The organism is Pauljensenia sp. UMB10120 (genome assembly GCF_030212035.1).
GTDB classification, from domain to species: domain Bacteria; phylum Actinomycetota; class Actinomycetes; order Actinomycetales; family Actinomycetaceae; genus Pauljensenia; species Pauljensenia radingae_A.
In genome coordinates this window covers 245,211-269,868 of record NZ_JASODH010000003.1, presented here as the reverse complement: position 1 = coordinate 269,868, position 24,658 = coordinate 245,211, and the positions used below count along the sequence as shown (strand labels likewise).

The following is a 24,658-nucleotide window of genomic DNA, read 5'->3' as shown; positions in this document are numbered from 1 at the left end:
GTGACCGTTCGTAAATGCGGGACGTACCTGTGTGCTTGCCCCGCGCACGGCGCCCATCTTCCCGCTGAGAACGACGACCGCTGCGGAGGTTCTGAATGATTACGCTGCTTGCCGCGCATATATGCGCGGCAATTGTAGCGCCGTGGCTTGTCGGGCGATTGCATCGCATTGCGTTCATGTTGTTGGCCCTGGTGCCAGGATCAGCGTTCGTGTGGGCACTGGTCCATACCTCCCAGGTGTTGTCGGGCAATGCTGACACGATTCCAGCTGAACACGTGATGTGGGTTCCGGGACTGGATCTGGACATCTGGTTCCGCATGGACATGCTGTCGTGGCTGATGACGATGATCGTGGGAGGCGTGGGTGCCCTCGTCCTGCTGTACTCGTCACGGTATTTTGGGCACTCAGCGGTTGGAAGCAGGCGATTCGCAGCAGTCTTTGTCGGCTTTGCCGGAGCCATGCTCGGCGTGGTCACCGTCGACCACACGATGGGCCTGTACACCTTCTGGGAAGCCACATCGCTTTTGTCATTCCTGCTGATCGGACACCACTTTGACCGCCGGCCCGCACGAGCTGCAGCCCGGCAGGCACTGCTGATCACCACATCAGGCTCACTGGCCATGTTCGCAGGCTTCGTCATGTGGGGCCTGGCTCCCGGCGGCTCCTTCCGCCTGTCCGAGCTGGCCGCGAACCTGGCCGACGGCACGATGGATGCCGGATCGCCGCTTGTGGCGACCGCGGCTGTCCTCGTCCTGCTCGGCGCATTCACAAAGAGCGCGCTCTTCCCTGCTCACTTCTGGCTGCCCGGCGCGATGGCTGCACCCACACCTGTGTCCGCATACCTGCACGCGGCGGCAATGGTCAAAGCAGGTGTGTACCTGGTTGCCCGCCTGACACCCGGTGCAACCCACATCGCTTTATGGTCCCCGCTGATCGTGACTATTGGACTGATCACGATGGTTCTGGGCGGGTGGCGCGCACTGCGTCAAACAGACCTCAAACTCGTATTGGCATTCGGCACCGTCTCGCAACTGGGGCTGATCACAGCGACAGTCGGGTTCGGCAGTCACGGCGCAATGGTGGCAGGACTGATCATGCTGATCGCACACTCGTGCTTCAAATCCACGCTGTTCCTGACAGTCGGTGCGGTTGAATCCTCGACCGGCACGCGCGATCTTCGCCGTCTGACCGGTCTGGCGCGACGCCTTCCCGTGCTTGCCGTAGCTGCCGCGCTGGCATGCCTGTCAATGGCGGGTGTTCCCATCACAGTGGGATATGTCGGCAAAGAATCCATGATCTCCACCCTTTTGGGAGGTTCAGGAGCGCCGTGGACGGGGGCGCAGGCCGCATACTCGGGGCCAACCCTATTTGACCTCATTGTTCTTGCCGTGATCGCAATCGGATCGATGCTGACTGTCGCATACTCATGGCGCGCATGGTGGGGCGCATTCGGGACGCGCACACTGACCCCGACCGAGCAGAAGAAAAACACCGAAGGATCAGCTGCTGTGACCCAGAAATCAGCCCCTGAGGTTGATGCAAACGGTCAGCTGGTGCGCGTCAAACCCGTCCCATTGTTGATGCTGATCCCGATTTGCCTGCTTTCCCTCGGCGCACTGATCGGGCTGGCGCCGACCGGGCTGGAAGACGTGCTCAGACTACACGGGGCGTACGACCTGGACGGCTCGGCACACGTGGCCTGGTGGTCGGGCTGGGAACCGGCACTGATCACACTCGCCATTTTCGCAGGTGGCGCGCTGCTGGCAGCGTTTGGATATTCGAGTGGGCTGATCTCACCCAAGCCACGCTCCCCGCTGTCCGCCATTTACATCTACTCCTGGTCGGTGCGTGAACTGGAAATCATCGCAACACGCGTCACCCGACTTATCCAGCGCGGTTCGCTGCCCTGGGACCTGTCGACAATCGTCGTGACAATGCTGATCGGTGTGGGCTCTGCGGTGTTGATCTTCCGACCCAGCACCTACGTCATTCGTCCGTGGGACTCCATACTGCAGGTCGGCATCGGTATTGTCATCATTATCTGTGCTCTGCTCACCGCCCGCTCCAGGCGACGCATGCGCGCCGTCTTCGCGCTCGGTGGTGTGGGCCTAGGTGTGGCGGTGCTGTATGCATCGCAGGGCGCACCTGACCTGGCATTGACGCAGATCGTTGTTGAATCGGTGTCGATGGTGATTTTCGTGCTCGTGCTGCGCCGCCTCCCACGCTTCTTCTCCGACAGGCCGCTGGCACGTTCACGCTGGTGGCGTTTCATCGTCGCCCTGCTCATGGGGATCGGCACTGTGTTTGTCGGGCTGTATGCCTCGTCTGCGCGTATCCACTCCGCAGTGTCGGAGCTGATGCCTAACGAGGCCTCCGAATTCGGCTACGGCGAGAACATCGTCAACGTGATCCTGGTGGATATCCGCGCCTGGGACACGGTTGGTGAGCTGTCAGTCCTGCTGGTCACGGCAACAGGTGTCGCCTCGCTGATCTACGTGTCCTCACGTGTCGGACGGGTGGAGCGTGCCCCGCGTGACTTGACGAGGGAATCCACCTCTTTCCTGCCTGCAGCAACCGCCCTGCGTTCCCAGGACCGCTCAACTGTTCTGGAAGTAGTGACCCGCCTGCTGTTCCCGACCATGATTGTCGTGTCGTTGTGGCTGCTGCTGATCGGTCACAACAATCCGGGTGGTGGCTTCTCTGGCGGTGTGGTCGCAGGCCTGGCTTTTGTCCTGCGCTACCTGGCAGGTGGGCGCTATGAGTTGGCTGAAGCGATCCCGATTCCAGCGGGTCGCGTCCTGGGCACGGGCCTGTTCGTGGCTGCCGGCGGTGCGCTGATGCCATTGCTGTATGGCAACTCGGTGCTCCAATCCACGCCGCTGACCATTGACGTCGGCGTGCTGGGCGACATTCATTTCACCACCGCCATGATCCTGGATGTCGGCGTGTACATCCTGGTGGTCGGCCTGGTGCTGGACCTGGTGGCCTCGGCCGGTGCTGAAATCGATCAGCAGGCTCCGACCCCGATTTCACAGCAAAAGACAGGGAGGAAACACTGATGAGCGTTGCTTCCCTGACGATGCTGGTGATCGCCGGAGTTCTGGTGGCCACGGGCGTGTACTTGCTGCTTGAGCGCACCCTGTCACGTATCTTCATCGGCCTGAGCCTGATCACACACGGCGTGAATGTCTTGATTTTGTCCGGCGGTGGAGCAGCCGGACGCCCACCCCTGCTGGGCAGTGAAGACCCGACGGCAATGGCTGATCCACTGCCGCAGGCTATGATCCTCACCTCCATCGTGCTCTCGTTGGGCACCACTGCTTTCGGCCTGGCACTGGCGTACCGCTCCTGGCGACTGCTCGGACACGATGAAGTGGTCGATGACGTGGAAGACCGCCTGCTGGCGCGCCGCACCGAAGCTGAAATTACCGAGGCTCAGGATGTGGCCTCCTCCGGTGATGAGGACGAAGACATTAACTACGATGAGGATTCCCAATCTGACGGAGATGACGCGGACGGCACTGACGACGCTGACGGCGTTGATGACGCTGACGACGCTAAGGAGGCCCGACCATGACCTCCCTGGACTGGCTCGTTCCCATTCCCGTGGCACTGCCATTGCTGAGCGCAGGACTGGCGCTGGCGCTGTCACGGCACCCGAAGATCCAACAGCTCATCGCCCTGGTCGCATTGTCACTGACCACCGTTTCATCGGTCGTCCTGGCAGGTGCGGCGCACACCGGTCGCGTCGTCCTCGACGTGGGATCGTGGGCCGCTCCCATCGGCATCACGCTGGTCGTTGACCGGGTTTCCGGCGCGTTCCTGGTGGTCTCTCAGATCGTGACGCTGGCCGTTCTGGTCTATTCCCTGGCTCAGAATCTGGCTGATGACGAGCCGAACATGCCGATCGCCATCTACTTCCCGACGTTCCTGGTTCTGTCAGCAGGCGTGGCTAACGCATTTTTGACCGGTGACCTGTTCAACCTGTTCGTGGGTTTTGAGATCCTGCTGGCCGCCTCGTTCGTCCTGACCATGTTGGGCGGCACGCGAGGGCGAGTGCGTGCGGGCGCTGTGTACGTGGTCGTCTCCCTGCTGTCATCGTCGATTTTCCTGGCCGGCATCGCATTGACCTACGCTGCCACCGGCACGGTCAACATGGCGCAACTGGCGCTGCGCCTACCGGAGATTGACCAGAACGTGGCCACGATGATCCACATGCTGCTGCTGGTGGCCTTCGGCATCAAGGCAGCGTTGTTCCCACTGCAGGCCTGGCTTCCTGACTCCTACCCGACGGCACCGGCGCCCGTGACGGCAGTGTTCGCCGGCTTGATGACGAAGGTAGGCGTGTACGCGCTGATCAGGCTTGAAGTCCTGCTTTTCCCCGGTGATCGCTTCGCCCCGATACTGACAGTCGTCGGCATTGCGACCATGATCGGCGGCATCCTGGGGGCTGTTGCCCAGGATGACATTAAACGTCTGCTGTCCTTCACGCTGGTCTCGCACATCGGTTTCATGGTGTGGGGCCTGGCGATCTCCTCGCGTGTGGGTGTCGCGGCAGTCATTTATTACGCGGCCCACCACATTCTGGTGCAAACGGCACTGTTCCTGATTGCTGGTCTTATCGAACGGCGAGCGGGAACGACATCGCTGGCCAAACTGTCCGGTTTTGCCAGGAGCGCCCCCATCGTGTCGATCATGTTCTTCATCGCCGGTGTCAACCTGGTGGGTGTTCCGCCCCTGACCGGTTTCATCGGGAAGTTCGCCCTGGCGCAGGCATCTGTCGAAGCGGGCACGTTCAGCGCATGGGCACTGCTGGCAGGCGGCATCATCACCTCGTTCCTCACGCTGTACGTCGTCATCAAATGGTGGCATCAGGCGTTTTGGCAAACAGAAGATGATGCGCCGCTCGCATTGGCTTCCTCTCTGCCCATTCCGGGTATGTCATCGAATAGCTCGTCGCGCCTGTCACGCCAGTTTGACCGAGCCCAGCGCACTATGCGCAGCTCCCTCCAGCACTCTCAGGAAGTGGCTCGATCCGCGCTGACTGAAGCGGAAGCGAAGTCTGGAGGAACCTCACGACTGATGTCGGCAACCGTGGCCGTCCTTGTCGGCGTGCAGATCGCGATGGCCGCACTATCCGGACCGATCTGGAATTATGTGGAAGAAGGCGCGCGCGACCAGCTGGCACGCACGCCCTACATCAACGCCGTTCTGGGAGGCGACGGGCGCGGTAGCGGCACGTCAGATACGGAATCGGGCGGCACCACGCCGGTCGTTCCCTCACCTGACCCCACGGCTTCACCCATTGAAGATCAGCAAAGTGAGGGCGAGGGCGACGCGCCTCAGTCGGATCACGATTCTCAGTCGGATTCGGCCCAGTCCGGGCGCGATGCACAATCGGGTCAAAGCGGCCAGTCAGATGCCGGTAACCAAAGTGGCGAAACGCGTGGGCAGGTTGGTACATCGCAGGATGGGAGGCGATCATGACAGCCTCAGTAACCTCGTCGAACCCGGCCGGGCCGGAACCGCACGTGTCACGACGCCACACCCCCCTGGGTAAGCGCCTCTCCATCGCGATGACGCTGTGGCTGACGATCATGTGGTGCCTGATCTTTGGACATTTTGACTGGTTGACGATTATTTCAGGTGTGCTGGTCGCCCTCGCCGTCCAGGTGGCGTTCCCACTGCCGCACATCACTCGCCTGTGGCATATCCGTCCGCTGTACGTGCTGTGGGTGCTGCTGACCTTCACGCGCGATGTCATCGTGGCCGGGCTGCAGGTGTCAAAAGTCGTGCTGCTCAATAAGCGCGTGGACAATGCGATCGTGCGAGTCGATCTGCGATCATCGAACCCGGTACACCTGACGATTCAGTCGGCAATGACGTCACTGGTGCCAGGGACCGTCGTGCTGCGCGTGGACAGGCTTTCAGCCGGGCTGTACCTGCATGTGCTTGACGTTCCGGCTCAAGGCGGTATCGACGGGGTCAAAGAGTCGATTCGCGCTCAGGAAGCACGCATGCTGCGTGCCATTGCAGCCAGCGAGCACCTGGAGCAGTGGGGGATTGACCTGCCGGTGAAGCCGATTTGGTCGTGGGACAAGAAATCTCCGACTGCCTCGGAGAGGTGCGTTCCCGTCGAAGACACAGTTGAGACGACTCAGGCTCAGCCGCCGCTGCGTGAGGTGACGCCCACCGGCGAGGACCATCATGAGGAACCCGCATCCGGCGAAGGGACGCAGAGGAATCACGGCGACGATGTTCGAGACACTGTTGATCACGCGAAGGCTTTGCGCGATGCCACGCAGGGAGACATTTCCGGAATGGTGGATCTGACAAAGGTCGTGCCGGAAGAAGAGCGTGGGCTGGACGTAACAGAGACGACGAAGTCTGGGGAGGGTCAAGGCTTGGGTGATGCTTTTGCCTCGAACACTGCCGGTGAACCTGGCGATGCCCATGCCTCGGGCAATGCCGAAGAGCCCGGTGATGCTCATCCCTCGGACACTGCCGGTGAACCTGGCGCGCGTGGTGAGGAGGATCAATGATCGGCGACTTTTCAGCGCTTGACCTCCTGCATGCCCTGACAGGACTTATGACCGTGCTCGCGGCAGTACTCGCCACGATCCGCATTGCCAAAGGCCCCGGTCTGCTGGACCGAACCGTCGCATTCGACGTGTTGACGGCCGCGGGAATCGGGATGATCGCCGTGATGATCGTGTGGTGGCATCGCTACGACCTGAGCGTCCTGCTCATCATTCTGGCGCTGACCGCATTCATGTCCGGCGTCGTGGTCTCACGCTTCGCCACACGTATCGACCGCAGCCAGCAGCGCATCCTGAGTGAGGAAGAGGCCCAGGAGCAGGTAGCTGAACGTGAGCGGCAGGCTGAAGAAGCTCAGCGTGAAGAAACTGAGGACGCTCAGCGCAGCGTCCAGGATGCTCAGCGCAGCGTGCACGATGCCCGCCAGACGGGAGCCGTTGACGCAGCGCACGACCTGGAACTGGTGCACGACCCCGAACACGGTACGCAGGAGGAACACTGATGGTGATGGAATGGATCGGCGCCATCCTGGTCTTTATCGGCGTGGCCTTTACATTGATTGCAGCGATCGGCCTGATCAATATGCCGGATCTGTTCACGCGCATGCATGCGGCATCAAAACCTCAGCTGCTCGGACTGATGTTCATCTGCGTTGGCATGGCGTTCGAATTACATAACTGGCGCTGGGCAGTGCTCGCCGTCGCAGTCCTCGTCCTGCAGGTCATTACCGCGCCCGTGTCGTCGCACCTCGTGGGTCGAGCGACCTATCTCACGGGGAATTGGGATTCAGAGAATCTTCTGGTCGATGATCTGACCGATGACATGTCCTCCTCGTCGATGATTGACGCGCCCTGATCGTTTCCTGTCGCGCTTCCTCGGCCTGCTCTCAGAATGGGATGACGCCCCGCCAACTTCAGCCACGCCCCGACAGTCCTAAAAAGGGTGCAATCTCATGGTCTGAAGATTGGCTCTGCGACCAGTGGATATGACACAGTAGAGGCGTGACTATGAGCATGTCGCTTCCTGACGACACTGACGATCATCCACACGACCATTGCGGCGTTTTCGGCGTGTGGGCGCCAGGCGAAGATGTTTCACGCCTGACATATTTTGGCCTGTACGCGCTGCAGCATCGTGGCCAGCAGTCGGCGGGTATTGCCGCCTCTGACGGTAACAACATCCTCGTGTACAAGGATCAGGGCCTGGTCAACCAAGTGTTCAACGAGCAAACCCTGACAGGTCTGCGTGGACACATCGCCCTCGGACATGTCCGCTACGCCACCACCGGTGCAGACAACTGGCACAACGCCCAGCCCACGCTCGGCCCGACACCGTGGGGCACAGTCGCGCTAGGACATAACGGCAATCTGATCAACACGGCTGCGCTGAGCACCCTCGTCGATGAAATCAGTCATGGCGAACGCCGGGCAGACCGAAATTCGACCACTGACACCTCGATCATTACTGACCTGCTGGGTAAAGCTGACCGGTTGCCCGCCCCGTGGCGCGGCGAAGAAGGGGCTGCCGAAGATGTGGACGAGGGCGACGCAGCCACGTCCGCTGCACCCACTACCGCACCAGCATCTGCCAAGCCCGCCGCGCGGACCGTGCTCGACTCCGAGCCCACCACGCCCACCGCACAAGCCGATACCGCGCCCGCAGGAGCAGACAATGCGCAGCCCGACCGCCCTTCTAAAGCCGCATTCCAGGCCGCACGCCGCGCATCCGGAGAAATCGATCAGGGTGCCCTGTCAGAGGCGATACGCCAGGCCAGGGAAGCCGACGACGATGAGGATCATGGCTCACTGGTGCCCTCCGCGCTCAAGGTTCTGCCACTGCTGCGCGGCGCATTCTCACTGGTGTTCATGGACGAGCACGCCATGTATGGTGCGCGTGATCCGCACGGATACCGTCCACTCGTGCTGGGACGCCTGCCGCGCGGATGGGTGCTCGCCTCGGAAACGTCTGCACTGGATCTGGTGGGCGCCTCGTTCGTGCGAGAAATCAAGCCGGGCGAACTGGTGGTCATTGACTCTTCTGGAGTGCGTTCCTACACGTTTGCGCAGGCCGCCAGCGCAACATGTGTCTTTGAATACGTCTACCTTGCGCGCCCCGACACGGTGATCGGGGATCGTCAGATCGTGGCGGCTCGTCGGCAAATGGGAGCAATCCTGGCTAAGGAGAATCCGGCCGAGGCCGACTTGGTCATGCCGACACCCGAATCGGGAACACCCGCTGCGATCGGGTACGCCGAAGAATCAGGCATCCCTTTTGCGCAGGGACTTGTGAAGAACTCCTATGTGGGCCGCACGTTTATCCAGCCCACGCAGTCGCTGCGTCAGCTGGGTATCCGACTCAAGCTCAACCCGCTCAAGGAAGTTATCGCCGGCAAACGACTCATCGTCATCGACGATTCGATCGTGCGCGGGAACACTCAGCGCGCGTTGGTGCGTATGCTGCGCGAAGCAGGCGCGCTGGAAGTTCATGTGCGTATCTCCTCGCCGCCGGTGCTGTGGCCCTGCTTCTTCGGCATTGATTTTCCGACGAGGGCGGAACTGATTGCCTCGTCGATGGATGTGGACGAAATCTGTCGCTCCATTGGTGCTGATTCGCTGGCCTACCTCTCACTTCCCGGCATGGTCCGCGCAACCGGGCAAGGCGATAACCTGTGCGTAGGGTGTTTCACCGGCGCGTACCCCGAACCTGTCACACGCGGCACACCCATCCCCGGCACGCCGGGCGCAACGGTCTAGTCACACAGCTACAACTCGGAGGATCTTGTGAGCGAGCATCTTGATTACGCGGCAGCAGGCGTGGACACTGCGGCCGGTGACCGCGCGGTGGAACTGATGAAGAACGCCATCAGCCGCACGCATAACTCCACCGTTGTAGGAGCAACCGGCGGGTTCGCCGGCATGGTCGATGCGAGCGCTCTGCTCGGAATGACGCGCCCGCTGCTGGCCACCTCTACTGACGGTGTGGGCACGAAGATTGCGTTGGCGCAGGCGCTGAATATTCACGACACCATCGGCCAAGACCTGGTAGGCATGGTCGTTGATGACATCGTTGTTGTGGGTGCGCGGCCGTTGCTCATGACTGATTACATCGCGTGCGGCAAGGTTGTGCCGGAAAAGATCGCGGCGATCGTGCGCGGCATCGCCCAGGCGTGCGAACAAGTCGACTGCCCGCTGGTGGGCGGCGAAACTGCTGAGCATCCCGGAGTGATGGATCCGGACGATTACGACATCGCCGGTGCTGCAACCGGCGTAGTGGACGCGGACAAGATGATCGGCCCTGACCGCGTGCGCGAAGGTGACGCCGTGATCGCTCTGGCATCATCTGGCCTGCATTCCAACGGTTATTCGCTGGTGCGACGCGTTCTGGACATCTCCGGAACCTCTCTGGAATCGCAGTGCGCCGACTTCGGTCGAACAGTGGGGGAGGAACTGCTTGAACCCACACGTCTGTACACCCGTGTGTGCCTCGACATGCTGGATTCTCTTGGTGTTGACGAGGGTGGCCTGCACGCCCTGAGCCACGTCACCGGCGGGGGATTGGGAGCCAACTTGTCCCGAGTCATTCCCAGCGGTTTGTGCGCGACTGTGGATCGTGGTTCATGGACTGTGCCTGCCGTGTTCGAGTGGGTGCGCCGCAACGGTGACGTGACATGGGAAGCTCTGGAGGATTCACTGAACCTGGGTGTTGGCATGGTCGCTGTAGTCGGGCAGTCCACTGCTGACCAGTGCATGTCGCTCGCTGCCGACGCTGGGATAGAGGCGTGGGTGCTGGGCGAGGTCATCGCCTCAGAGGGTTCCGCTGCAGAACGTCCTGCTGCAGAACGCACTGCTGCTGAAGGCTCTTCCGTAGAACGCACTGCTGCAGCGGGCCATGCCACAACGGGAGCCGCCTTGAGCACGTCCCAGCCGCGACTGATCTGCGGTGCCAAGGGAGTCGATGCCGGGGCCGTGGCGCTATCCGGCAGTTATCGCGTGAGCTGAGCGGCTTCGGTAGCAGGCTGATGCCAGCGGCTATGGTGGAGTGCACCGCGTTCGCTGCGCCGCGTGCAGGCTGTCGTCCACCGGTTGTCGCACACCAGGCCCCGCGTTCGCTGCACCCTATGCACAACCCCCTAGATCTAAACAGTTTTCTCGCACAATCCCCTAGATCTAAAGTGATTTGTGCACGATCCCCTAGATAAACCCCACCTGCGGATGCGCGCGGCAGTACATCTGGCTCCTGACCTGCGCATATGTAAAACGCGAGAAATGAACTCCGGTTAAATCTAGGGGGTTGTGCACGCAAATCGGAAGATCTAGGGGATTGTGCGCGCGAACGGGTTAGAACCAGGGGTTCGTGCACACCGGTGGCTTAGATCCAGGGGGTTGTGCACACAGCTCAGTTAGATCCAAGGGAAATGTGCCGTCAATCCGCGGACTCCGGGCGCCGCGTCGCGCGCAAACATAAAACGAGGACGGTGCGTAGCGCGCCGCCCTCGTCAATCGTGTGAAACAACGTACGTCACAGTGGACGTCACTCAGCGTGAACTCTGGTCGCTTTCGTATGCGCCGTAGTCATCGTCCTCGTCTTCCTCATCCGCGAACATGTCGGCGTAACGGTCTTCGTACAGATCCTCATAGGAATCATCCTGCTGATCGTCATCGTCGATGTATTTTGCGTATGGGTCATCTGGATCGGCTCCCTTACGCTCGGCAGCCAGCTCTCTCTGGAGGGCTTCCAGATCAGTATCGGGACTGAAATACTTCAGCTTACGTGCGACTTTCGTCTGCTTGGCCTTCTGACGGCCGCGCCCCATGGCGTCGACCCCCTCCACGGTGTGCGGATCCGCGTAAAGCGGTGTCCTATGTTGGTCAAAATTCTGTCGTGTCCACATCATAGCGTGTTCAAAGCCATGTCACCTATTCGTGTGACATGAGACATCGTGTCGCCTGCGGGCCGAGAACCTCTACACGAGGATGACGTGGCGATTCAGCGTTTGACGATCCTGAAGATCACGAGGCCCACGAGGGCGCTCACGCCCATCGCTGCCGCCGCAACTTTCATGATGGCGTCTGAATCACCCGCACGGGCATCGTCGACCAGTAACTGTGCTTTGGCCTGGTAATCCTTGGCCTTCTCCTGTGCAGCTTCCTTCGCGAGGCGAGCCTGGTTGGACGGGCTGATGGTTTTCACCAGTTCGTCAACGGTGACGCTCATCTGTGCGCGGGTGCGCTCCAGTTCGCGCTCAATCTCCTCGGGGGAACGACCTTCAGCTTTGCGGGGTTCTGACTGGCTCATTTACCCAATCCCTTCTTCAGCGCATCGACGTCATCTTTCAGGCCTTCCTGAGGAGCAGGCGTGTCTTCCTTTGCCTTCTTCAGGGCGGAGACACCAACCAGCGCCAGAATCAACACGATGATGAGGAGAATTCCGACAACGATCAGCGATGCCGCCCAACGAGGCAGAGCTTGTGCAATGCCGAGCTCGATCGTGTGGAAAATCCAGCCCAGCATGAACAGTGCGAAAACGGCTGCTCCAGCGAGCAGGCCGCCACCCATGCCGATCTTTCCCAGGAATGCGGTTGCCTTCGTCTTCGTCAGTTCAATCTCACCACGCACCAACGTAGTGAGCTGAGCGGACAGGGTGGCAAAGAGCTCACCGATGGTCGGCCCTGATTTTCGTGATGCATTCGCGTCGGTTGCTGTATAGGACGTCCGAGTCGTATCGGACGTCGAAGTGACCGGCTGCGCGCTCGAGTTCGAGCGGAAGCGGTTCGTCGACATGGATGATTCTCCTTCGCGCCGTCAGTGATTTCGGCCTTCTAACTCGCCTGTTAGAAGTGTATAAACCCAAGTGTTGCAGATTTGGAGCTTTTTGGTGCAGTGGACAGTAAAATCCGACCGGATTTCCTCCATGCGCGCAACGGGAGGTAGGTCGTGCGCGGGCGGCGGGTTTTAGGCGAGATCTAAGCCTTGTGCGGGAGTCCTCTGCGGCCGGGAGACAGCTCGTGCGCAGGCGGCGATCCGCGACCGAGAGCCAGGCCAGGCGCCGGCAGCCAGAGCGGTTGCTGCGTCAGCGTTCAGGTGCGATAGGCCCTGGCAGCTGCGAGAAGACTTCCTGCGCTTTCTCAAGGACGCGCAGGCTTTCCTCAGGCAACTCACTCATATGATTGTGGGTGCTGCGATCGGCCGCAGACAGCTCACCACCGTCGCCGCCCGCTTCATTATCCGCATCGTCAGATTGACGAGGGTGGCTGGGCGAGTCGCCATCTTTGCCCGAAGGGGTAACTGACTCGTCCATTTCAGTGTTCGATGACCCGTCCGGCTCGAGCTCCAGCGTCGACGACTCGGACGCGGAATCGTCGGTTGCGGACTGATCCACTGATGAATGGCGGAACCACGAACAGGGCCGCCACCACCGCTTCCGAAAGCCGCGCGAATCAGACATAGACCTATTGTGCCCCGAAAGGGTCGCAAAATTCTCGCTACGGCTGAAACCGCGTGGCGTGACATCACCACCCTTGCGCGCAACGAATTTATCTGCTGGGTCACCAGTGCGAAGCAGGAAGCTACGCGCCAGCGACGCATCCGACGCACTCTTGAAGAGCTTGATGAAGGCAAACGCCGCCTGTCTTGTTGGCCGGGGTGCCCTCATCGCGAAAAAACAGGCCGCGCCTGGCGCGGGGCGGCAGAAGCGTGGAGCCGTTCAGCCAGATACGGCAGCGCCGTGGACGTCCCTATGTTGACCCTCACCTGTGCGAAACGATCCCCCCGCGTCGCGCCGCGATTGATAATCGCGATGGGCTTGTCCTCGTGATGAGCCTGGCGCACGAAACGCATCGCTGAGCCTACGGCAAGGGATGAGCCTGCCACCAGCAGCGCATCAGCTTTCTCAACCAGGGTGCGCGCCGCGCGGACAATATGTGGACGGACGGTGCCGCCGAAGAAAACAACGTCAGTTCGCAAAATGCCTCCGCACGCCGGGCAGTTGGCGATGACGAAACCACTTGTGTCGCCCACATCCAGATCGGCATCGGGCGCGACGTCCCCCTCGTCAATGCTGATCTGCCACGTGGGGTTGAGCTCAACGAGGCGCTTGTGCAGGGCCGCCCTCGGAAAAATTCTGTGGCAACTGGTGCACATGACGCGGTCAAAGCGGCCATGCAGGTTGACCAGTGAGTGGGTGCCGGCTCGGGCGTGCAGCATGTCGACGTTTTGCGTAATGACGCCGTCGATGATCCCGTCACGTTCCATCTGCGCCAGGGCGAGGTGGCCGGCGTTGGGTTGTGCGCGCAGAGGCGCGAGCCAGCCGGAATGGTTGCGCGCCCAGTAATGACGGCGGTACGACTCGTCAGACATGAACTGCTGCAGTGTCATGGGGTGTCGGTCAACTGCGCCGGGGGATCGGTAATCCGGCAGGCCGGAGTCCGTGGAAATTCCCGCACCGGTGATCACCGCGATGAGCTTACCGTCGAGCAGTTCGACAACAGGTTCGAGGGCGGCCGGCACATCCGTGGGATCGGGTCGCGCATCTTCAGCCGGAGGCACGGGCGTGTTCTTGATCCGCAGGTTAGGGATGTTGCCGTCGGGGAAGTAATCCTCAATCGAATGGTGAGCCACGCTGTCAGACTATCGTGAGTGAGCAGAAGGCGTGATTTCGAAGTGTTTACGTGGCGTAACAGGATGCGTCAGGAGCCGTTCAACGACTGGTCCTAGCGTGTGAGGCGGTTTGCCCACGAAGGACACGGACCGTGTTTGATCAGCACAATGAGGATAAAGTATATCGTGTCTTTTCGAATCGGAATCTGTTGCATCTGTCACATTTGAGGAGGTGAATATCAGTCACTGAAGCGCCGTGTGGCAGGACTGCGCTCCTAGGAGTTTACCGGCCAGGAGCAGCGAATTTGTTCTCTTTCATGCCGCCTGGATCGTGAGAACCCGTCCGATTCGTCTGCGTATGTGGCGACAGTTTTGCGTTTGAAGCAGGCACATTTCTTTGAAATATTCGAAAGGATCTGTGTACCTGACGAAATGGAAGGTGGTGGTCATTAGCGCCTGGAAACTGAATGCCCATCAGCTGGCTGAAGCCCCGACACGTCTGTGCGAGCAGTATTCGAGCAGCTGGCTCTTACTCGAAGGGAACTATGAGTATCCTCGAATGTGATCATGTTTATAAGATATTCGGACGAGATAAGCAGCAGGTAGTTGACAAACTACGAAATGGTGCAGATCCGTCATCCATCACACATGCAACTGTCGCAGTGAATAATGTGTCCCTGAACATTGAAGAAGGCGAAATCTTCGTCGTCATGGGACTATCCGGTTCTGGAAAATCAACACTGTTAAGAACCCTAAACGGCCTTGGACCCGCCACTGCGGGAAGTGTCAAAGTCAAAGGCACTGACATCACGAAACTGAAACCGGCAGGACTTCGAGATGTGCGCCGCGAATCCATGTCCATGGTCTTCCAGCACTTCGCACTGCTGCCGCACCGCACAGTGCTGGAGAATGCTGCCTACCCGCTTGAAATCGCCGGAGTAGGCAAGCAGGAACGCGAAGAAAAAGCTATGGAAGAGCTGAAGATCGCTGGTCTGGAGGGCCGCGAACACTTCTATCCGTCTGAACTGTCAGGCGGCATGCAGCAGCGAGTGGGCCTGGCTCGCGCGCTGTGCGCTCCCGGCGACATCCTGCTCATGGACGAGGCCTTCTCCGCCCTCGATCCGCTGATTCGCCGTGATATGCAAGAACTTCTTCTTGAAATTCAGGCACGTTCTCAGCGCACCATCGTCTTTATTACTCACGACCTGAACGAAGCCATGCTGCTGGGCAGCCGCATCGCCGTGATGCGTGACGGTGAAATCGTCCAAGTCGGCACAGCTGAAGAGATTCTGACGCAACCAGCCAACGAATACGTGGCGCGCTTCGTGCGCGACGTGGACCGTTCGCGCGTGATCACCGCGTCGGCCATTATGAACAAACCGGTTGCACGCATCTACCTTGACGACGGTCCACGCGTCGTGCTGCACAAGCTCGAAGAAGTGGATCTGCAGGGCGGCTGGGTGATTTCCTCAGGGGACCGCCATCTGCATGGATACGTGGAAGCCGATGAAATTGCAGCGGCCCTCGCCCATGATCCGCAGCTGCGAACTATCAGCGACCTCGTGCACCCCACGCACCCTGGAATCTCGCCGGACACGTCTCTGTCGGACATCATCATGCCGTCCGCCACGCGACCCATACCCGTACCCGTGGTGGCAGATGACGGCCAGCTGCTTGGCGTCATTTCACGTGTCGCGCTGCTGCGCGCACTAGGACAGGGCGCTGGAAAAGAAGACACGAGCGTGCCCATCACCAGTGATGCAAACCGGACGGGACAAGCCACTCAGGCAACTGAAATGGCTGATGCGGCCCATGCTGTACCTGCAAGCGAGCAGGGAGGTAAACACTGATGGTGGAATTTTTCGAATCGATCCGCATCCCGCTTGGACGCTGGGTTGCTGACGCCGTTGAATGGATGATCGCGAACTGGAGTGCATTCTTCAGCGTTGTTTCGTGGATCTTCCAGTCGATTAACGAACTTCTCCAGACGATTCTGCTCACCCCGCCGTTCTGGGTCTGGCTCCTGGTCTTCACGCTGCTCGGATGGTGGGCCAAAGGCTGGAAGCTGGCCCTTGGCACTTTCATTGGCTTCAGCATTGTGTGGGGTATTGATCAATGGACCAATGCCATGCAATCGCTGTCACTGGTGCTGTTGGCATCAGCGATCGCCGTTCTGATCGGCATTCCACTGGGTATTTGGGCGGCTCGATCGAAACGGGCCTCCTATACGCTGCGACCCATCTTGGACTTCCTGCAGACAATGCCTGCGTTCGTGTACCTGATTCCTTTCGTGGTTCTCTTCTCGGTGGGCGTCGTGCCAGCGATCGTGGCGACGATCCTGTTTGCAATCGCGCCGGCAGTCCGCTTCACAGAACTAGGCATCAAACAGGTCGACAAGGAAGTTGTCGAGTCGGCCTACGCCTTTGGCGCGACTCCACGACGTGTGCTGTTCCAGGTACAACTGCCCCTGGCTAAGCAAACGATCATGGGTGGCATCAACCAGGTCATCATGTTGTCACTGTCCATGGTGGTCATCGCCGGCATGGTCGGTGCGGGCGGCCTCGGTGCTGACGTGGTGACCGCGCTGAACCGAGTGAACATGTCTCTCGGCGCTGAAGCAGGCCTGTCGGTCGTCATTCTAGCCATGTTCCTTGACAGGGTCACGGGGTCGCGTAGCGGGCGGCACGCACAGTCAGATGCGGCGCCCAGAAGCCTGACTGATCGTCTGGTGAAGCCGATAGCGCTGATCGCCTCCCTCGTCCTCGCATTCGGGTGGACAATCGTTGGTACCGTTGCCGGTGGCTCATCGGCGACGGCACGTGACACCATCCGCATCGGCGTTCCGTCCGGCTGGGATGAAGGAATCGTCATGTCGAACCTCGCTAAGGTCGCCCTCGAAGAACAGGGCTATAACGTCGAGCTGCAGGACGCGGAAGTCGGCGTCATCTTCACGGGGCTGGCCGAGGGCGATTTCGATCTGCTGATGGATGGCTGGCTGCCAATCACACACGCCGACTATGTCGAAAAGTATGGTGACCGAATTGAAGACCTGGGCGTGTGGTACGACAACGCCAAGCTCACCATCGCGGTCAACTCAGATGCTCCGATCCAGTCACTTGAGGAGCTGGCTGACAATGCTGATGTCTTCAACAATGAGATCATCGGAATTGATGCCGGTGCCGGCCTGACTCAGGTCACTGAGGATGAGGTCATCCCACAGTACGGCCTAGAGGGAATGGACTTCAAGATTTCTTCGACCGCCACCATGCTCGGTGCCCTTAAGGGGGCAATGGATTCCGGAGACGATATTGTCGTCACCTTGTGGTCGCCTCACTGGGCATACGACGCGTTCGACATCCGTGATCTTGAGGACCCGAATGAGGCGCTGGGCGGTGCAGAGGAGGTTCACTCCTTCTCCCGTGACGGATTCTCCGACGAGTTCCCCGAAATCGCGGATATGATCCGTGACCTGACGTTGACGGACGAACAGCTGTACTCGCTGGAAAACTATGTCCTGAACGAGAAAGAAGGCAAGAACCTGGTCGGGGATACTCAGGCGTGGCTTGAGGATAATCCGGACGTGATGGATCTGTTCCGCGTGGAGCAGTAACGATTTGTCCATGAGCAGTCTAGGTCCACTTGGCAGTGGAAGTCTGGCTCACTGAACTGTGGACGTGGGAATTGTTTGCTGCGGCGGTATGGCTCACGGCGTTGTGCCGGGGCTGTGCCGCCGCAGTACTATCTGTGGCAACGTGATCGCCTACGCTGTGTGTTGACGTTGCAGCTGTTACTCGACGTCATCAGGATATCGAGCATGCAGTTATTCGCTCATGTGCCGTCCTCCAGAGTGGTCTGAGCGAAGCTCGGTCAATGTAAGTCGGCGCAATCCGGTCTCTAACTACTATTGCGCTATGACCTTCTTTCGCCGCATCAAGTATCTGGTATCGAATCAGCTGTGGGTGCCACCGCTCGTAGCCGCCCTCCTTGCCACGATAGCGGCGGGAGTCCTGGCACCGATCTCATGGCCCACTCAATGGCTCATTTCTCGAATCTTCTGGCCCGGAGATATCTCGGCAGCATCCTCTCTGTTGGGCTTCATCGCCTCCTCCATGCTGACGGTGCTGACGACCACGGTTTCCATGACACTGATCGTGTTGCAGGTGGCTTCTGGTCAGTTTTCCCACCAGTTGCTGCGCGACTACATCCAGTCCCGGGCTGTGAAAGGAATCTTTGGCGTATTCATCGGCGTATTCGTCTACGTTGTTGTGTTGCAACGCTCGGTATCAGCCGAGTCACGCGAGACCCCTCCGCAGCTCGCTATGGCGATCGCAATGCTGCTGGTATTTCTGGCTATCGCGACTTTCGTCTGGTATGTCAGCGCGGTGGTGCGAATGGTGCGAGTGGACGCAATTATTGAGCAGGTAGCCACGCGTGCAGAACGTCTCCTGGATGCGCACCGAGAGAAATGGGACGTCGCCTGCCAGATCCCCGAGATCCCACCGCACGCGCATGACGTTCGTGGGCACTTCTCGGGATATGTGCGTTCCATTGATGTGGAAGCGGCGGCAAGGTGGGCTCGCAAACACGGACAGCGCGTCGTGTTCACCGTCGCGCCCGGCGATGCAGTAAGTGCCGGACATACCTACGCGTGGGCGTGGGCCGAACGACGTGGGACATCTGCTGCTGACACCTCAGACAGTGAGCTCAGTGGCGACGAGCTTCGCAAACTGGCCGACTCAGCGGTGTCTGTTGAAGCTGAACGCGTGTCCGACCAGGATTTGCGCTTGTCTTTTCACCAGTTGGCAGACATCGTCGTGCGAGCGTTGTCCACTGGAACCAACGACCCGTCAACTGGGCGACACGTGATCACCAGAGCAACACCGGTGCTGCGAGGCCTGGTTGTCTCACCTCCGAATCATGAGGTGATTCTGAACGATAAGGGGCAGCCCGTTGCATCTGTGCCGACCCCGACTGTGCGAGATTTCTTGAAAGATTTTGTCGTTCCCATCCGAAGGTTCTGTTCCCACAGCCCGGATGTCACATTCGAACTGCTGAGACTGCTGATCATCATTGAAGAAGCGCTGGAGAAAGATTCAGGTGTTGATATTGCAGAGGTGCAGGAATTTGTCGAAGATGAACGCCAGCGACTGATCGAAGGGGCGGAGCAGGGATTCGTTCATCAACACGATGTGGAGCTCGCACAGCAACTGACTTCCGTCGAAAGTTTGCGTTCCATGCTCAGAGTTGAGGGACCTCGTGAAGAAATCATTGACGACGAGGAAGCGCAAGACGATGAAGACTAACGCGAAATGGCGCTCGACAATGATTTCGAAAGAAACTCGCGTGAATTTTGCGAGCTGAAGCAGTGGTGGCTCCGACCGGCGTCGATCCGGTGACCTTTCGATTTTCAGTCGAACGCTCTACCAACTGAGCTACAGAGCCAAAACCCCACCAAAAGGTGGGTCAGCGACCCCGACGGGACTTGAACCCGCGACCTCCGCCGTGACAGGGCGGCGCGCTAACCAACTGCGCTACGGGGCCTCGAAAAAGTGAGACCTGAAAAGTCTACCTTATTCACTTGTTGAACCCGTCCCAGCAGGGCTGACACGGATCGTACCCCCAACGGGATTTGAACCCGTGTCGCCGCCGTGAAAGGGCGGTGTCCTAGGCCTCTAGACGATGGGGGCCTTGTCCACGAACTTGTCGTTCGGCGACGAGTAGAATAATAAGCAGGAATGACCTCCGAGTGCAAAACGGATCCATGTGAAGCCTCTCACCGAACGCAAATGAGCCTGGAAGCTTCTAGGCTAGGGGTATGACAGTTTTCGGACCTGATTTCTCCGCCGTTCTCACGGGCTGCCGCGCGCAGTCAAGCCTCGTTTTCGGCACAATTATGCCGATCGGGGACCCCTCTGCACCTGCCGAAGCTGTTGAAACCGCATTCGACGTGGCTAGCGTATTCCTCGGAATCGTGGTAGGCATCCTGGTCGGAATTGTGGTCGCATTCATTCTTGCGCGCGTCAGCCGATTTGCGCTCCGCAAACTTCGATTGCTGAAAGCCTTGCAGCGCCGCATCCACGCGCCTTCGTACTGGGCACTTATGGCGTGGGGTGCGCTTGCCGGATGCGCTGTTGCGCTGGGCAGCACCGATGTCAGCAATCAGCCCACGTGGGTGAAATATCTCGACCACGGGTTGTTGATCCTCGCACTCCTGGCAACGACATGGGTCATCGCCGCCGCCGTGTGGGTGATCGAAGACGCCGCGCACGTGCGCAACCGCTCCGATCACGGACGCTCGCGCAGATTCAAGACTCAGGCTCAGGTTCTGCGCCGCGTCCTGCAGGTCGTGGTCTGGATCCTCGGCTTTGCCGCAGTCCTGTTTACATTCCCCGGGGCTCAGCAGGCGTTGACGACGGTGCTTGCTTCGGCCGGCATCGTCTCCGTGATCGCCGGTCTTGCCGCCCAGTCCACGCTCGGCAACGTGTTCGCCGGCCTGCAGCTGGCTTTCACGGACGCCATCCGTGTTGACGACATTGTTGTCGTCGTGGGGGACAAGGAAACGATGGGAGTGGTCGAGGAGATCACGTTGACGTACGTTGTCCTGCATATCTGGGATGATCGCCGCCTGATCGTGCCGTCCTCGAAGTTCACGTCGTCTGCTTTTGAAAACTGGACCCGCAAGGCCACCAAACTCCTCGGCACCGTGGAGATCTACACCGACTGGGCGGTGCCGGTGGCGGTGGTGCGTCAAAAAGTCGAGCAGCTCCTGAACAGCACGGATCTGTGGGATCGCCGCTCCTGGGCCGTGCAGGTGACTGATTCGACTGATCAGACAGTCACCGTCAGGGTCTCCCTGTCAGCGTCGAATTCGGGTAACTTGTGGGATCTGCGCTGTTTCATGCGCGAGCAGCTCATCGCGTGGATCTCGAAGGAATACCCGTGGGCGCGTCCCGCCCGCATCATTCAGCCGCGCGAGATCAAAGAGGTGACAAAGGATGAGTCCCAGGAACTGATCGCGCGCCTGGCCACTGAACTATCCGGTATTGCAGGTTCAGATACATCCGGTGGGTCCCCCTCGGACAACAAGACTGACGAGGGTGACCACGGCGATGCTGCGACGCATGATGGTGACAAGCGAGACCCGTTCGACCCTGTGCACGCTGCTCGTATGCTGGCGGCGCGCCAACGCGCGAAGAGGGCGCGTCGACGGGCCATGTCGCAGCGCAACCGCGACCGCCTCGAAAGAGCAGAGAACGCCGGATCTGGAGCGGAGGACGGTCCTGCCGCAGCGGCGAAACGGACTGGCCGCGGGGGAGCAGACGCCGCTGGGGATGCTGCTCATGCGAACGGTACGGGCACGACCCATGTGTTCACGCCAGAAGAGGTTGACACGATCATTGCGCAGGCGCAGGGGCATCTGCGTGTCAAGTCCGATGCTGGCAGCGGGGCTCCTGGTCAGGCTAACCAGGCGTCGGAAGCAGCGTCTGCAGGGGGAGCGGCTCAGATAGCTCGTTCTGTGTCAGGCGTAGCGGAAACTGCCGTGATGCCGGCCATTGGAGCAGATGGCAAGCCCAAGAAGCAGGCCGATGACGATGGCGCGGGAGCGGGCAGTAGTGCGCCCACCAGCGGTGCACAGGCTGGCGATGCGAGCTCTGCACGTGCGGACAATACGAGTGTGGATCTGGCCAGTGCGAACCAGGTCGGCAGCGACCCCGACGGTGCAGTGGCAGACGCGACTGGTCGAGCAGACTCGGACGATGAGACAACCACGACGGGGGAGCGGGTCTTTTCCGGCTCGCCCGACGCGGAAGAGCGCAGTGCCGCATTTTCGGGCCCTGACCCGGAAGTACTGGAAGAAAGAAAACGTGAGTCGCAGATCCGCCAGGAAAAGGGCTCAGGACTACTGGGAGGATCGAGCCGTGAGTGAAACGCAGAATGATCAAGGAGCCCGCGACCTGCGGGAGAGCGGTGACAACGACGGCGGGGCGGTTAATGGCAACGCCGACGAAGCGGTTGCTGACAGTAACGGCAAAGCGGTTACCGACACTATCGGCAAGGTAGTGCGCAGCGAGGAAGAATGGCGCCGCATACTCGACCCCATGGAATACCACGTCCTGCGCGAGGGCGGCACTGAGATGGCGCACACCGGTGCACTGCTCCACGAGGATCGCGAGGGTATCTACCGCTGTAAAGCGTGCGGCGCGGAACTGTTCCGCTCAACCACCAAGTTCGATTCTCTGTGCGGCTGGCCGAGCTTCTATCAGCCAGAAGATGCAGCTGTGACCACCAGTGAGGACCGTTCACACGGCATGGTGCGCACGGAGGTGCGGTGCGCTCGCTGCGATTCTCACCTGGGTCATGTCTTTGACGATGCTCCCCGTCAGCCAACAGGGCTGCGTTACTGCATGAATTCTGTCAGCCTCGACTTTGAAGAGCACTGATGCCGGGACCGGAACCGTTATCGGCACACCGACCTGCTTCCGTACACCGACCTGCATCCCGAGGTAAAGGCTCCGCTCTGCGAGCTGCGTCAATCGCGATCCCTGCGCCTTTCTTTCTGGTCGGATCGGGGCTCACGCAGTACCTCGGTGCAGCGCTGGCAGTGACCCTGTTCGCCGTTATGACACCCGCTGAAGTAGCATGGGTCCGCATCGCAACGGGTGCGGTTGTGCTGCTGGCGTGGCGCCGCCCTCGTATATGGCGCTTCAATCCGCGTGACCTGGCTGCGTCGGCCCTGTTCGGCATCGTGCTGGGCGGCATGAATATCTGCTTTTACGAGGCGATCCACATTCTGCCGCTGGGCGTGGCGGTCTCCCTGGAGTTCCTCGGCCCGGTAACGGTTGCGGTGGTGACCTCCGGGGGCTGGTCCGGACGTATCGCAGGAGCGCTGGCTTTTGCCGGAGTGGCCTGCATCGGTGGCCTCGGACTGGATCTGAGCGACACCAGGCAGCTCGTTGGTGCGGCCTGGGTGCTCGGGGCTGCAGCCCTATGGGCGGGGTACATCGTGATGGGGCAGTCGATCGCGTCGCGCCGCTCAGGCATCACGAATCTGGCGCTGGGCTGTGGCACTGCCGCACTTGTGTTCGCCCCGTTCTTTTCGGTCGGAGCGGTTAGCGCGTTGAATTCACCGAAACTGGTCGTCATGGCGGTCGGTGTCGGAGTCTTGTCAACGGTGATCCCGTACTCGTTGGAGGCGCTCGCCATGGGCCGCCTCAGTGCCGCCATGTTTGCCCTGTTCAACTCCCTGTTGCCGGCAACGTCGGCGCTGATCGGTGCGGTGACATTGCGGCAACTGCCCAGTGCCTGGTCTCTGGTGGGTCTTGTGTTGATTTCAGTTGCTGTCGGACTCGCCTCCTACCCGCCTCAGCCGCATCATCGACGAGGGTGACGCTAGCGCCGCTATTACCTGCCTGAGCTGTTCCAGGTCGACTGCCTTGCTGTGACCTTGCAGCGCGAGCAGCTTGCGTCAACGCCGACTTGACGGGGCAGATGCGGGCGAGATGTCCGCTAGACCAGAACTGGCCGTATTTGGTCTCGCATTGACGCAAAACGTATGAGATCATGAAGATGTCTCTGCTGATCAACAGAATGAGAGAACGATCATGTTGGACATCTTGTGGATGATTATTGCCGGCGCCGTTATCGGCGCAATCGCTCGCGTCTTCATGAAGGGCGACGAGGGTATGGGCATCATCTGGACTATTATCCTGGGTGCTGCCGGTTACGGTATCGCGGGATGGATCGCTGGTGCGCTTGGAGTGGGCACAGTGCTTCGCTGGATCATCGGCGCAGTCGTGGCATTCCTGCTTATCGGCGTATTCCTCGGAATTCAGGGTAAGTCGAACTCCCTGACGAAGTAACGTCAGCGGATCCGCAGACTGTGGAAAGGCTCGGTCAGAAATGGCCGGGCCTTTCTGTATGTCTGCTCGCCGCTTGAGGTCGCTTGACGGTTAAGCCTGCTTGCCGTCTGTTCGATGCTTAAGCCCGCGTGGCGTCTGCATGTCGCTTCAGCTCGCCTGACGTTTAAGCTCGTTTGGCGAGCTTCTGTATGAGTGTTTGCACCGCCGTACCTTCCGAAGCTTTGCGCCTGCGTGTGGCCTTGGCGTCTGCGTCCGTGCGGCCGCATCTCGGATTGATGCCTGGCTCTGTCTCGGATTGATTCCGTCTCCGTCTTGGAGCACTGTGCGCAGGTTGTACGCTTTTCTCCGCTTTAAACGGCTCGGTGTACATCCCCTCAAATAGACGCGCATTTGTGCACATCCCCCTAGATCTTAGGCGTGACCGCGCACATTCCCCTAGATCTTCCCTGCTTTGGTGCACATTCCCCTAGCTAAAGTCGGCACCCCAAAAGGACAAAACCTATTTCCGCAGGTCAGCCGTCAGTAGCTTCCGGCGGCCTCGAGCCTCACGCGTTAAATCTAGGGGATTGTGCATTTTTACAAGACTTTTTAGGGGTATGTGCACGCGGAGGGTTTAAATCTACGGGTATGTGCACGAGGCGGGGCTAGAACTAGGGGTATGTGCAC

Annotated in this window: 20 protein-coding genes, 3 tRNA genes and 1 pseudogene; 16 read left to right on the top strand and 8 right to left on the bottom strand. The window is 59.9% G+C overall.

Annotation, left to right across the window (positions count from 1 at the left end):
* Positions 1–95: 95 nt before the first annotated feature.
* The 8 genes from QP093_RS04650 (at position 96) to purM (ending at position 10,535) form a co-directional block, all read left to right on the top strand.
* Entirely contained in the window at positions 96–3,059 is a 2,964-nt protein-coding gene (locus QP093_RS04650; protein WP_285015045.1) for a Na+/H+ antiporter subunit A, read from the top strand.
* Positions 3,059–3,577, top strand: a complete 519-nt coding sequence (locus QP093_RS04645) for a Na(+)/H(+) antiporter subunit C (RefSeq protein WP_285015044.1) — start codon at positions 3,059–3,061, stop codon at positions 3,575–3,577. Before QP093_RS04650 ends, QP093_RS04645 begins: the two co-directional genes overlap by 1 nt.
* Positions 3,574–5,487 (top strand): Na+/H+ antiporter subunit D, encoded by a 1,914-nt coding sequence (locus QP093_RS04640; RefSeq protein WP_285015043.1) that lies wholly within the window; start codon positions 3,574–3,576, stop codon positions 5,485–5,487. The genes QP093_RS04645 and QP093_RS04640 overlap by 4 nt, the downstream gene beginning before the upstream one ends.
* Complete coding sequence (locus QP093_RS04635; RefSeq protein ID WP_285015041.1) at positions 5,484–6,542, top strand: Na+/H+ antiporter subunit E; 1,059 nt, start codon at positions 5,484–5,486, stop codon at positions 6,540–6,542. The genes QP093_RS04640 and QP093_RS04635 overlap by 4 nt, the downstream gene beginning before the upstream one ends.
* Positions 6,539–7,039: an MrpF/PhaF family protein gene (locus QP093_RS04630; protein ID WP_285015038.1), complete on the top strand. Its 501-nt coding sequence runs from the start codon at positions 6,539–6,541 to the stop codon at positions 7,037–7,039. The genes QP093_RS04635 and QP093_RS04630 overlap by 4 nt, the downstream gene beginning before the upstream one ends.
* Positions 7,039–7,392 carry a monovalent cation/H(+) antiporter subunit G gene (gene mnhG / locus QP093_RS04625; protein ID WP_285015037.1) on the top strand — a complete coding sequence of 118 codons (354 nt, stop codon included), beginning with the start codon at positions 7,039–7,041 and terminating at the stop codon, positions 7,390–7,392. The genes QP093_RS04630 and mnhG overlap by 1 nt, the downstream gene beginning before the upstream one ends.
* Before the next feature lie 152 nt (positions 7,393–7,544).
* Positions 7,545–9,290: an amidophosphoribosyltransferase gene (purF, locus tag QP093_RS04620; protein ID WP_285015097.1), complete on the top strand. Its 1,746-nt coding sequence runs from the start codon at positions 7,545–7,547 to the stop codon at positions 9,288–9,290.
* A gap of 96 nt (positions 9,291–9,386) precedes the next feature.
* On the top strand, positions 9,387–10,535 hold the full coding sequence (gene purM / locus QP093_RS04615; RefSeq protein WP_480289596.1) for a phosphoribosylformylglycinamidine cyclo-ligase: 1,149 nt from the start codon (positions 9,387–9,389) through the stop codon (positions 10,533–10,535).
* Positions 10,536–11,071: 536 nt separating this feature from the next.
* Here purM and QP093_RS04610 read toward each other — a convergent pair.
* The 4 genes from QP093_RS04610 to QP093_RS04595 form a co-directional block, all read right to left on the bottom strand.
* Entirely contained in the window at positions 11,072–11,350 is a 279-nt protein-coding gene (locus QP093_RS04610) for a DUF3073 domain-containing protein (RefSeq protein ID WP_285015096.1), read from the bottom strand.
* Positions 11,351–11,523: 173 nt separating this feature from the next.
* A complete protein-coding gene (locus QP093_RS04605; RefSeq protein ID WP_285015032.1) occupies positions 11,524–11,832 on the bottom strand; it encodes a DUF3618 domain-containing protein in 309 nt (102 codons plus the stop codon).
* Entirely contained in the window at positions 11,829–12,317 is a 489-nt protein-coding gene (locus tag QP093_RS04600; RefSeq protein ID WP_082628598.1) for a phage holin family protein, read from the bottom strand. Before QP093_RS04600 ends, QP093_RS04605 begins: the two co-directional genes overlap by 4 nt.
* Positions 12,318–12,606: 289 nt before the next feature.
* The gene (locus QP093_RS04595) at positions 12,607–12,981 is read right to left on the bottom strand and encodes a hypothetical protein (protein WP_285015028.1); all 375 of its coding nucleotides are present in this window, start codon (positions 12,979–12,981) and stop codon (positions 12,607–12,609) included.
* Here QP093_RS04595 and QP093_RS10015 point away from each other — a divergent pair.
* Positions 12,922–13,140, top strand: a pseudogene (locus QP093_RS10015) (YdeI/OmpD-associated family protein); the annotation flags it as partial. The gene QP093_RS04595 and the pseudogene QP093_RS10015 sit on opposite strands and share 60 nt — an antisense overlap.
* 44 nt (positions 13,141–13,184) lie before the next feature.
* On the opposite strand, the gene QP093_RS04590 reads toward QP093_RS10015, so the two are convergent.
* Positions 13,185–14,153 (bottom strand): Sir2 family NAD-dependent protein deacetylase, encoded by a 969-nt coding sequence (locus QP093_RS04590; protein WP_285015027.1) that lies wholly within the window; start codon positions 14,151–14,153, stop codon positions 13,185–13,187.
* Between the two features lie 524 nt (positions 14,154–14,677).
* Here QP093_RS04590 and QP093_RS04585 point away from each other — a divergent pair.
* The 3 genes from QP093_RS04585 (at position 14,678) to QP093_RS04575 (ending at position 19,435) form a co-directional block, all read left to right on the top strand.
* Positions 14,678–15,982, top strand: a complete 1,305-nt coding sequence (locus QP093_RS04585) for a quaternary amine ABC transporter ATP-binding protein (protein WP_285015026.1) — start codon at positions 14,678–14,680, stop codon at positions 15,980–15,982.
* Positions 15,982–17,742 (top strand): ABC transporter permease/substrate binding protein, encoded by a 1,761-nt coding sequence (locus QP093_RS04580; protein ID WP_285015024.1) that lies wholly within the window; start codon positions 15,982–15,984, stop codon positions 17,740–17,742. The genes QP093_RS04585 and QP093_RS04580 overlap by 1 nt, the downstream gene beginning before the upstream one ends.
* 301 nt (positions 17,743–18,043) lie before the next feature.
* A complete protein-coding gene (locus tag QP093_RS04575) occupies positions 18,044–19,435 on the top strand; it encodes a DUF2254 domain-containing protein (protein ID WP_285015022.1) in 1,392 nt (463 codons plus the stop codon).
* A gap of 63 nt (positions 19,436–19,498) precedes the next feature.
* Here the strand turns inward: QP093_RS04575 and QP093_RS04570 are convergent.
* The 3 genes from QP093_RS04570 to QP093_RS04560 form a co-directional block, all read right to left on the bottom strand.
* Positions 19,499–19,574: transfer RNA gene (locus QP093_RS04570), tRNA-Phe, on the bottom strand.
* Positions 19,575–19,599: 25 nt separating this feature from the next.
* Positions 19,600–19,673 (bottom strand) — tRNA-Asp (locus QP093_RS04565).
* A 73-nt stretch (positions 19,674–19,746) separates the two neighbouring features.
* Positions 19,747–19,819: transfer RNA gene (locus QP093_RS04560), tRNA-Glu, on the bottom strand.
* A 128-nt stretch (positions 19,820–19,947) separates the two neighbouring features.
* On the opposite strand from QP093_RS04560, the gene QP093_RS04555 reads away from it, so the two are divergent.
* From QP093_RS04555 to QP093_RS04540, 4 genes are all read left to right on the top strand, one after another.
* Positions 19,948–22,059, top strand: coding sequence for a mechanosensitive ion channel family protein (locus QP093_RS04555; RefSeq protein WP_285015019.1), 2,112 nt, complete (start codon positions 19,948–19,950; stop codon positions 22,057–22,059).
* 121 nt (positions 22,060–22,180) lie between these two features.
* Positions 22,181–22,573: a peptide-methionine (R)-S-oxide reductase MsrB gene (gene msrB / locus QP093_RS04550; protein WP_285015095.1), complete on the top strand. Its 393-nt coding sequence runs from the start codon at positions 22,181–22,183 to the stop codon at positions 22,571–22,573.
* The gene (locus QP093_RS04545; RefSeq protein WP_285015017.1) at positions 22,573–23,520 is read left to right on the top strand and encodes an EamA family transporter; all 948 of its coding nucleotides are present in this window, start codon (positions 22,573–22,575) and stop codon (positions 23,518–23,520) included. The genes msrB and QP093_RS04545 overlap by 1 nt, the downstream gene beginning before the upstream one ends.
* Positions 23,521–23,734: 214 nt before the next feature.
* Positions 23,735–23,992: a GlsB/YeaQ/YmgE family stress response membrane protein gene (locus tag QP093_RS04540; RefSeq protein ID WP_285015015.1), complete on the top strand. Its 258-nt coding sequence runs from the start codon at positions 23,735–23,737 to the stop codon at positions 23,990–23,992.
* The last annotated feature ends 666 nt before the right edge of the window (positions 23,993–24,658 follow it).

Coding starts and splice junctions, on each gene's coding strand:
- QP093_RS04650 (WP_285015045.1), top strand. CDS start 96: ATGATTACGCTGCTTGCCGCGCATATATGCGCGGCAATTGTAGCGCCG.
- QP093_RS04645 (WP_285015044.1), top strand. CDS start 3,059: ATGAGCGTTGCTTCCCTGACGATGCTGGTGATCGCCGGAGTTCTGGTG.
- QP093_RS04640 (WP_285015043.1), top strand. CDS start 3,574: ATGACCTCCCTGGACTGGCTCGTTCCCATTCCCGTGGCACTGCCATTG.
- QP093_RS04635 (WP_285015041.1), top strand. CDS start 5,484: ATGACAGCCTCAGTAACCTCGTCGAACCCGGCCGGGCCGGAACCGCAC.
- QP093_RS04630 (WP_285015038.1), top strand. CDS start 6,539: ATGATCGGCGACTTTTCAGCGCTTGACCTCCTGCATGCCCTGACAGGA.
- mnhG (WP_285015037.1), top strand. CDS start 7,039: ATGGTGATGGAATGGATCGGCGCCATCCTGGTCTTTATCGGCGTGGCC.
- purF (WP_285015097.1), top strand. CDS start 7,545: ATGAGCATGTCGCTTCCTGACGACACTGACGATCATCCACACGACCAT.
- purM (WP_480289596.1), top strand. CDS start 9,387: ATGAAGAACGCCATCAGCCGCACGCATAACTCCACCGTTGTAGGAGCA.
- QP093_RS04610 (WP_285015096.1), bottom strand. CDS start 11,350: ATGGGGCGCGGCCGTCAGAAGGCCAAGCAGACGAAAGTCGCACGTAAG.
- QP093_RS04605 (WP_285015032.1), bottom strand. CDS start 11,832: ATGAGCCAGTCAGAACCCCGCAAAGCTGAAGGTCGTTCCCCCGAGGAG.
- QP093_RS04600 (WP_082628598.1), bottom strand. CDS start 12,317: ATGTCGACGAACCGCTTCCGCTCGAACTCGAGCGCGCAGCCGGTCACT.
- QP093_RS04595 (WP_285015028.1), bottom strand. CDS start 12,981: ATGTCTGATTCGCGCGGCTTTCGGAAGCGGTGGTGGCGGCCCTGTTCG.
- QP093_RS04585 (WP_285015026.1), top strand. CDS start 14,678: ATGAGTATCCTCGAATGTGATCATGTTTATAAGATATTCGGACGAGAT.
- QP093_RS04580 (WP_285015024.1), top strand. CDS start 15,982: ATGGTGGAATTTTTCGAATCGATCCGCATCCCGCTTGGACGCTGGGTT.
- QP093_RS04575 (WP_285015022.1), top strand. CDS start 18,044: ATGACCTTCTTTCGCCGCATCAAGTATCTGGTATCGAATCAGCTGTGG.
- QP093_RS04555 (WP_285015019.1), top strand. CDS start 19,948: ATGACAGTTTTCGGACCTGATTTCTCCGCCGTTCTCACGGGCTGCCGC.
- QP093_RS04545 (WP_285015017.1), top strand. CDS start 22,573: ATGCCGGGACCGGAACCGTTATCGGCACACCGACCTGCTTCCGTACAC.
- QP093_RS04540 (WP_285015015.1), top strand. CDS start 23,735: ATGTTGGACATCTTGTGGATGATTATTGCCGGCGCCGTTATCGGCGCA.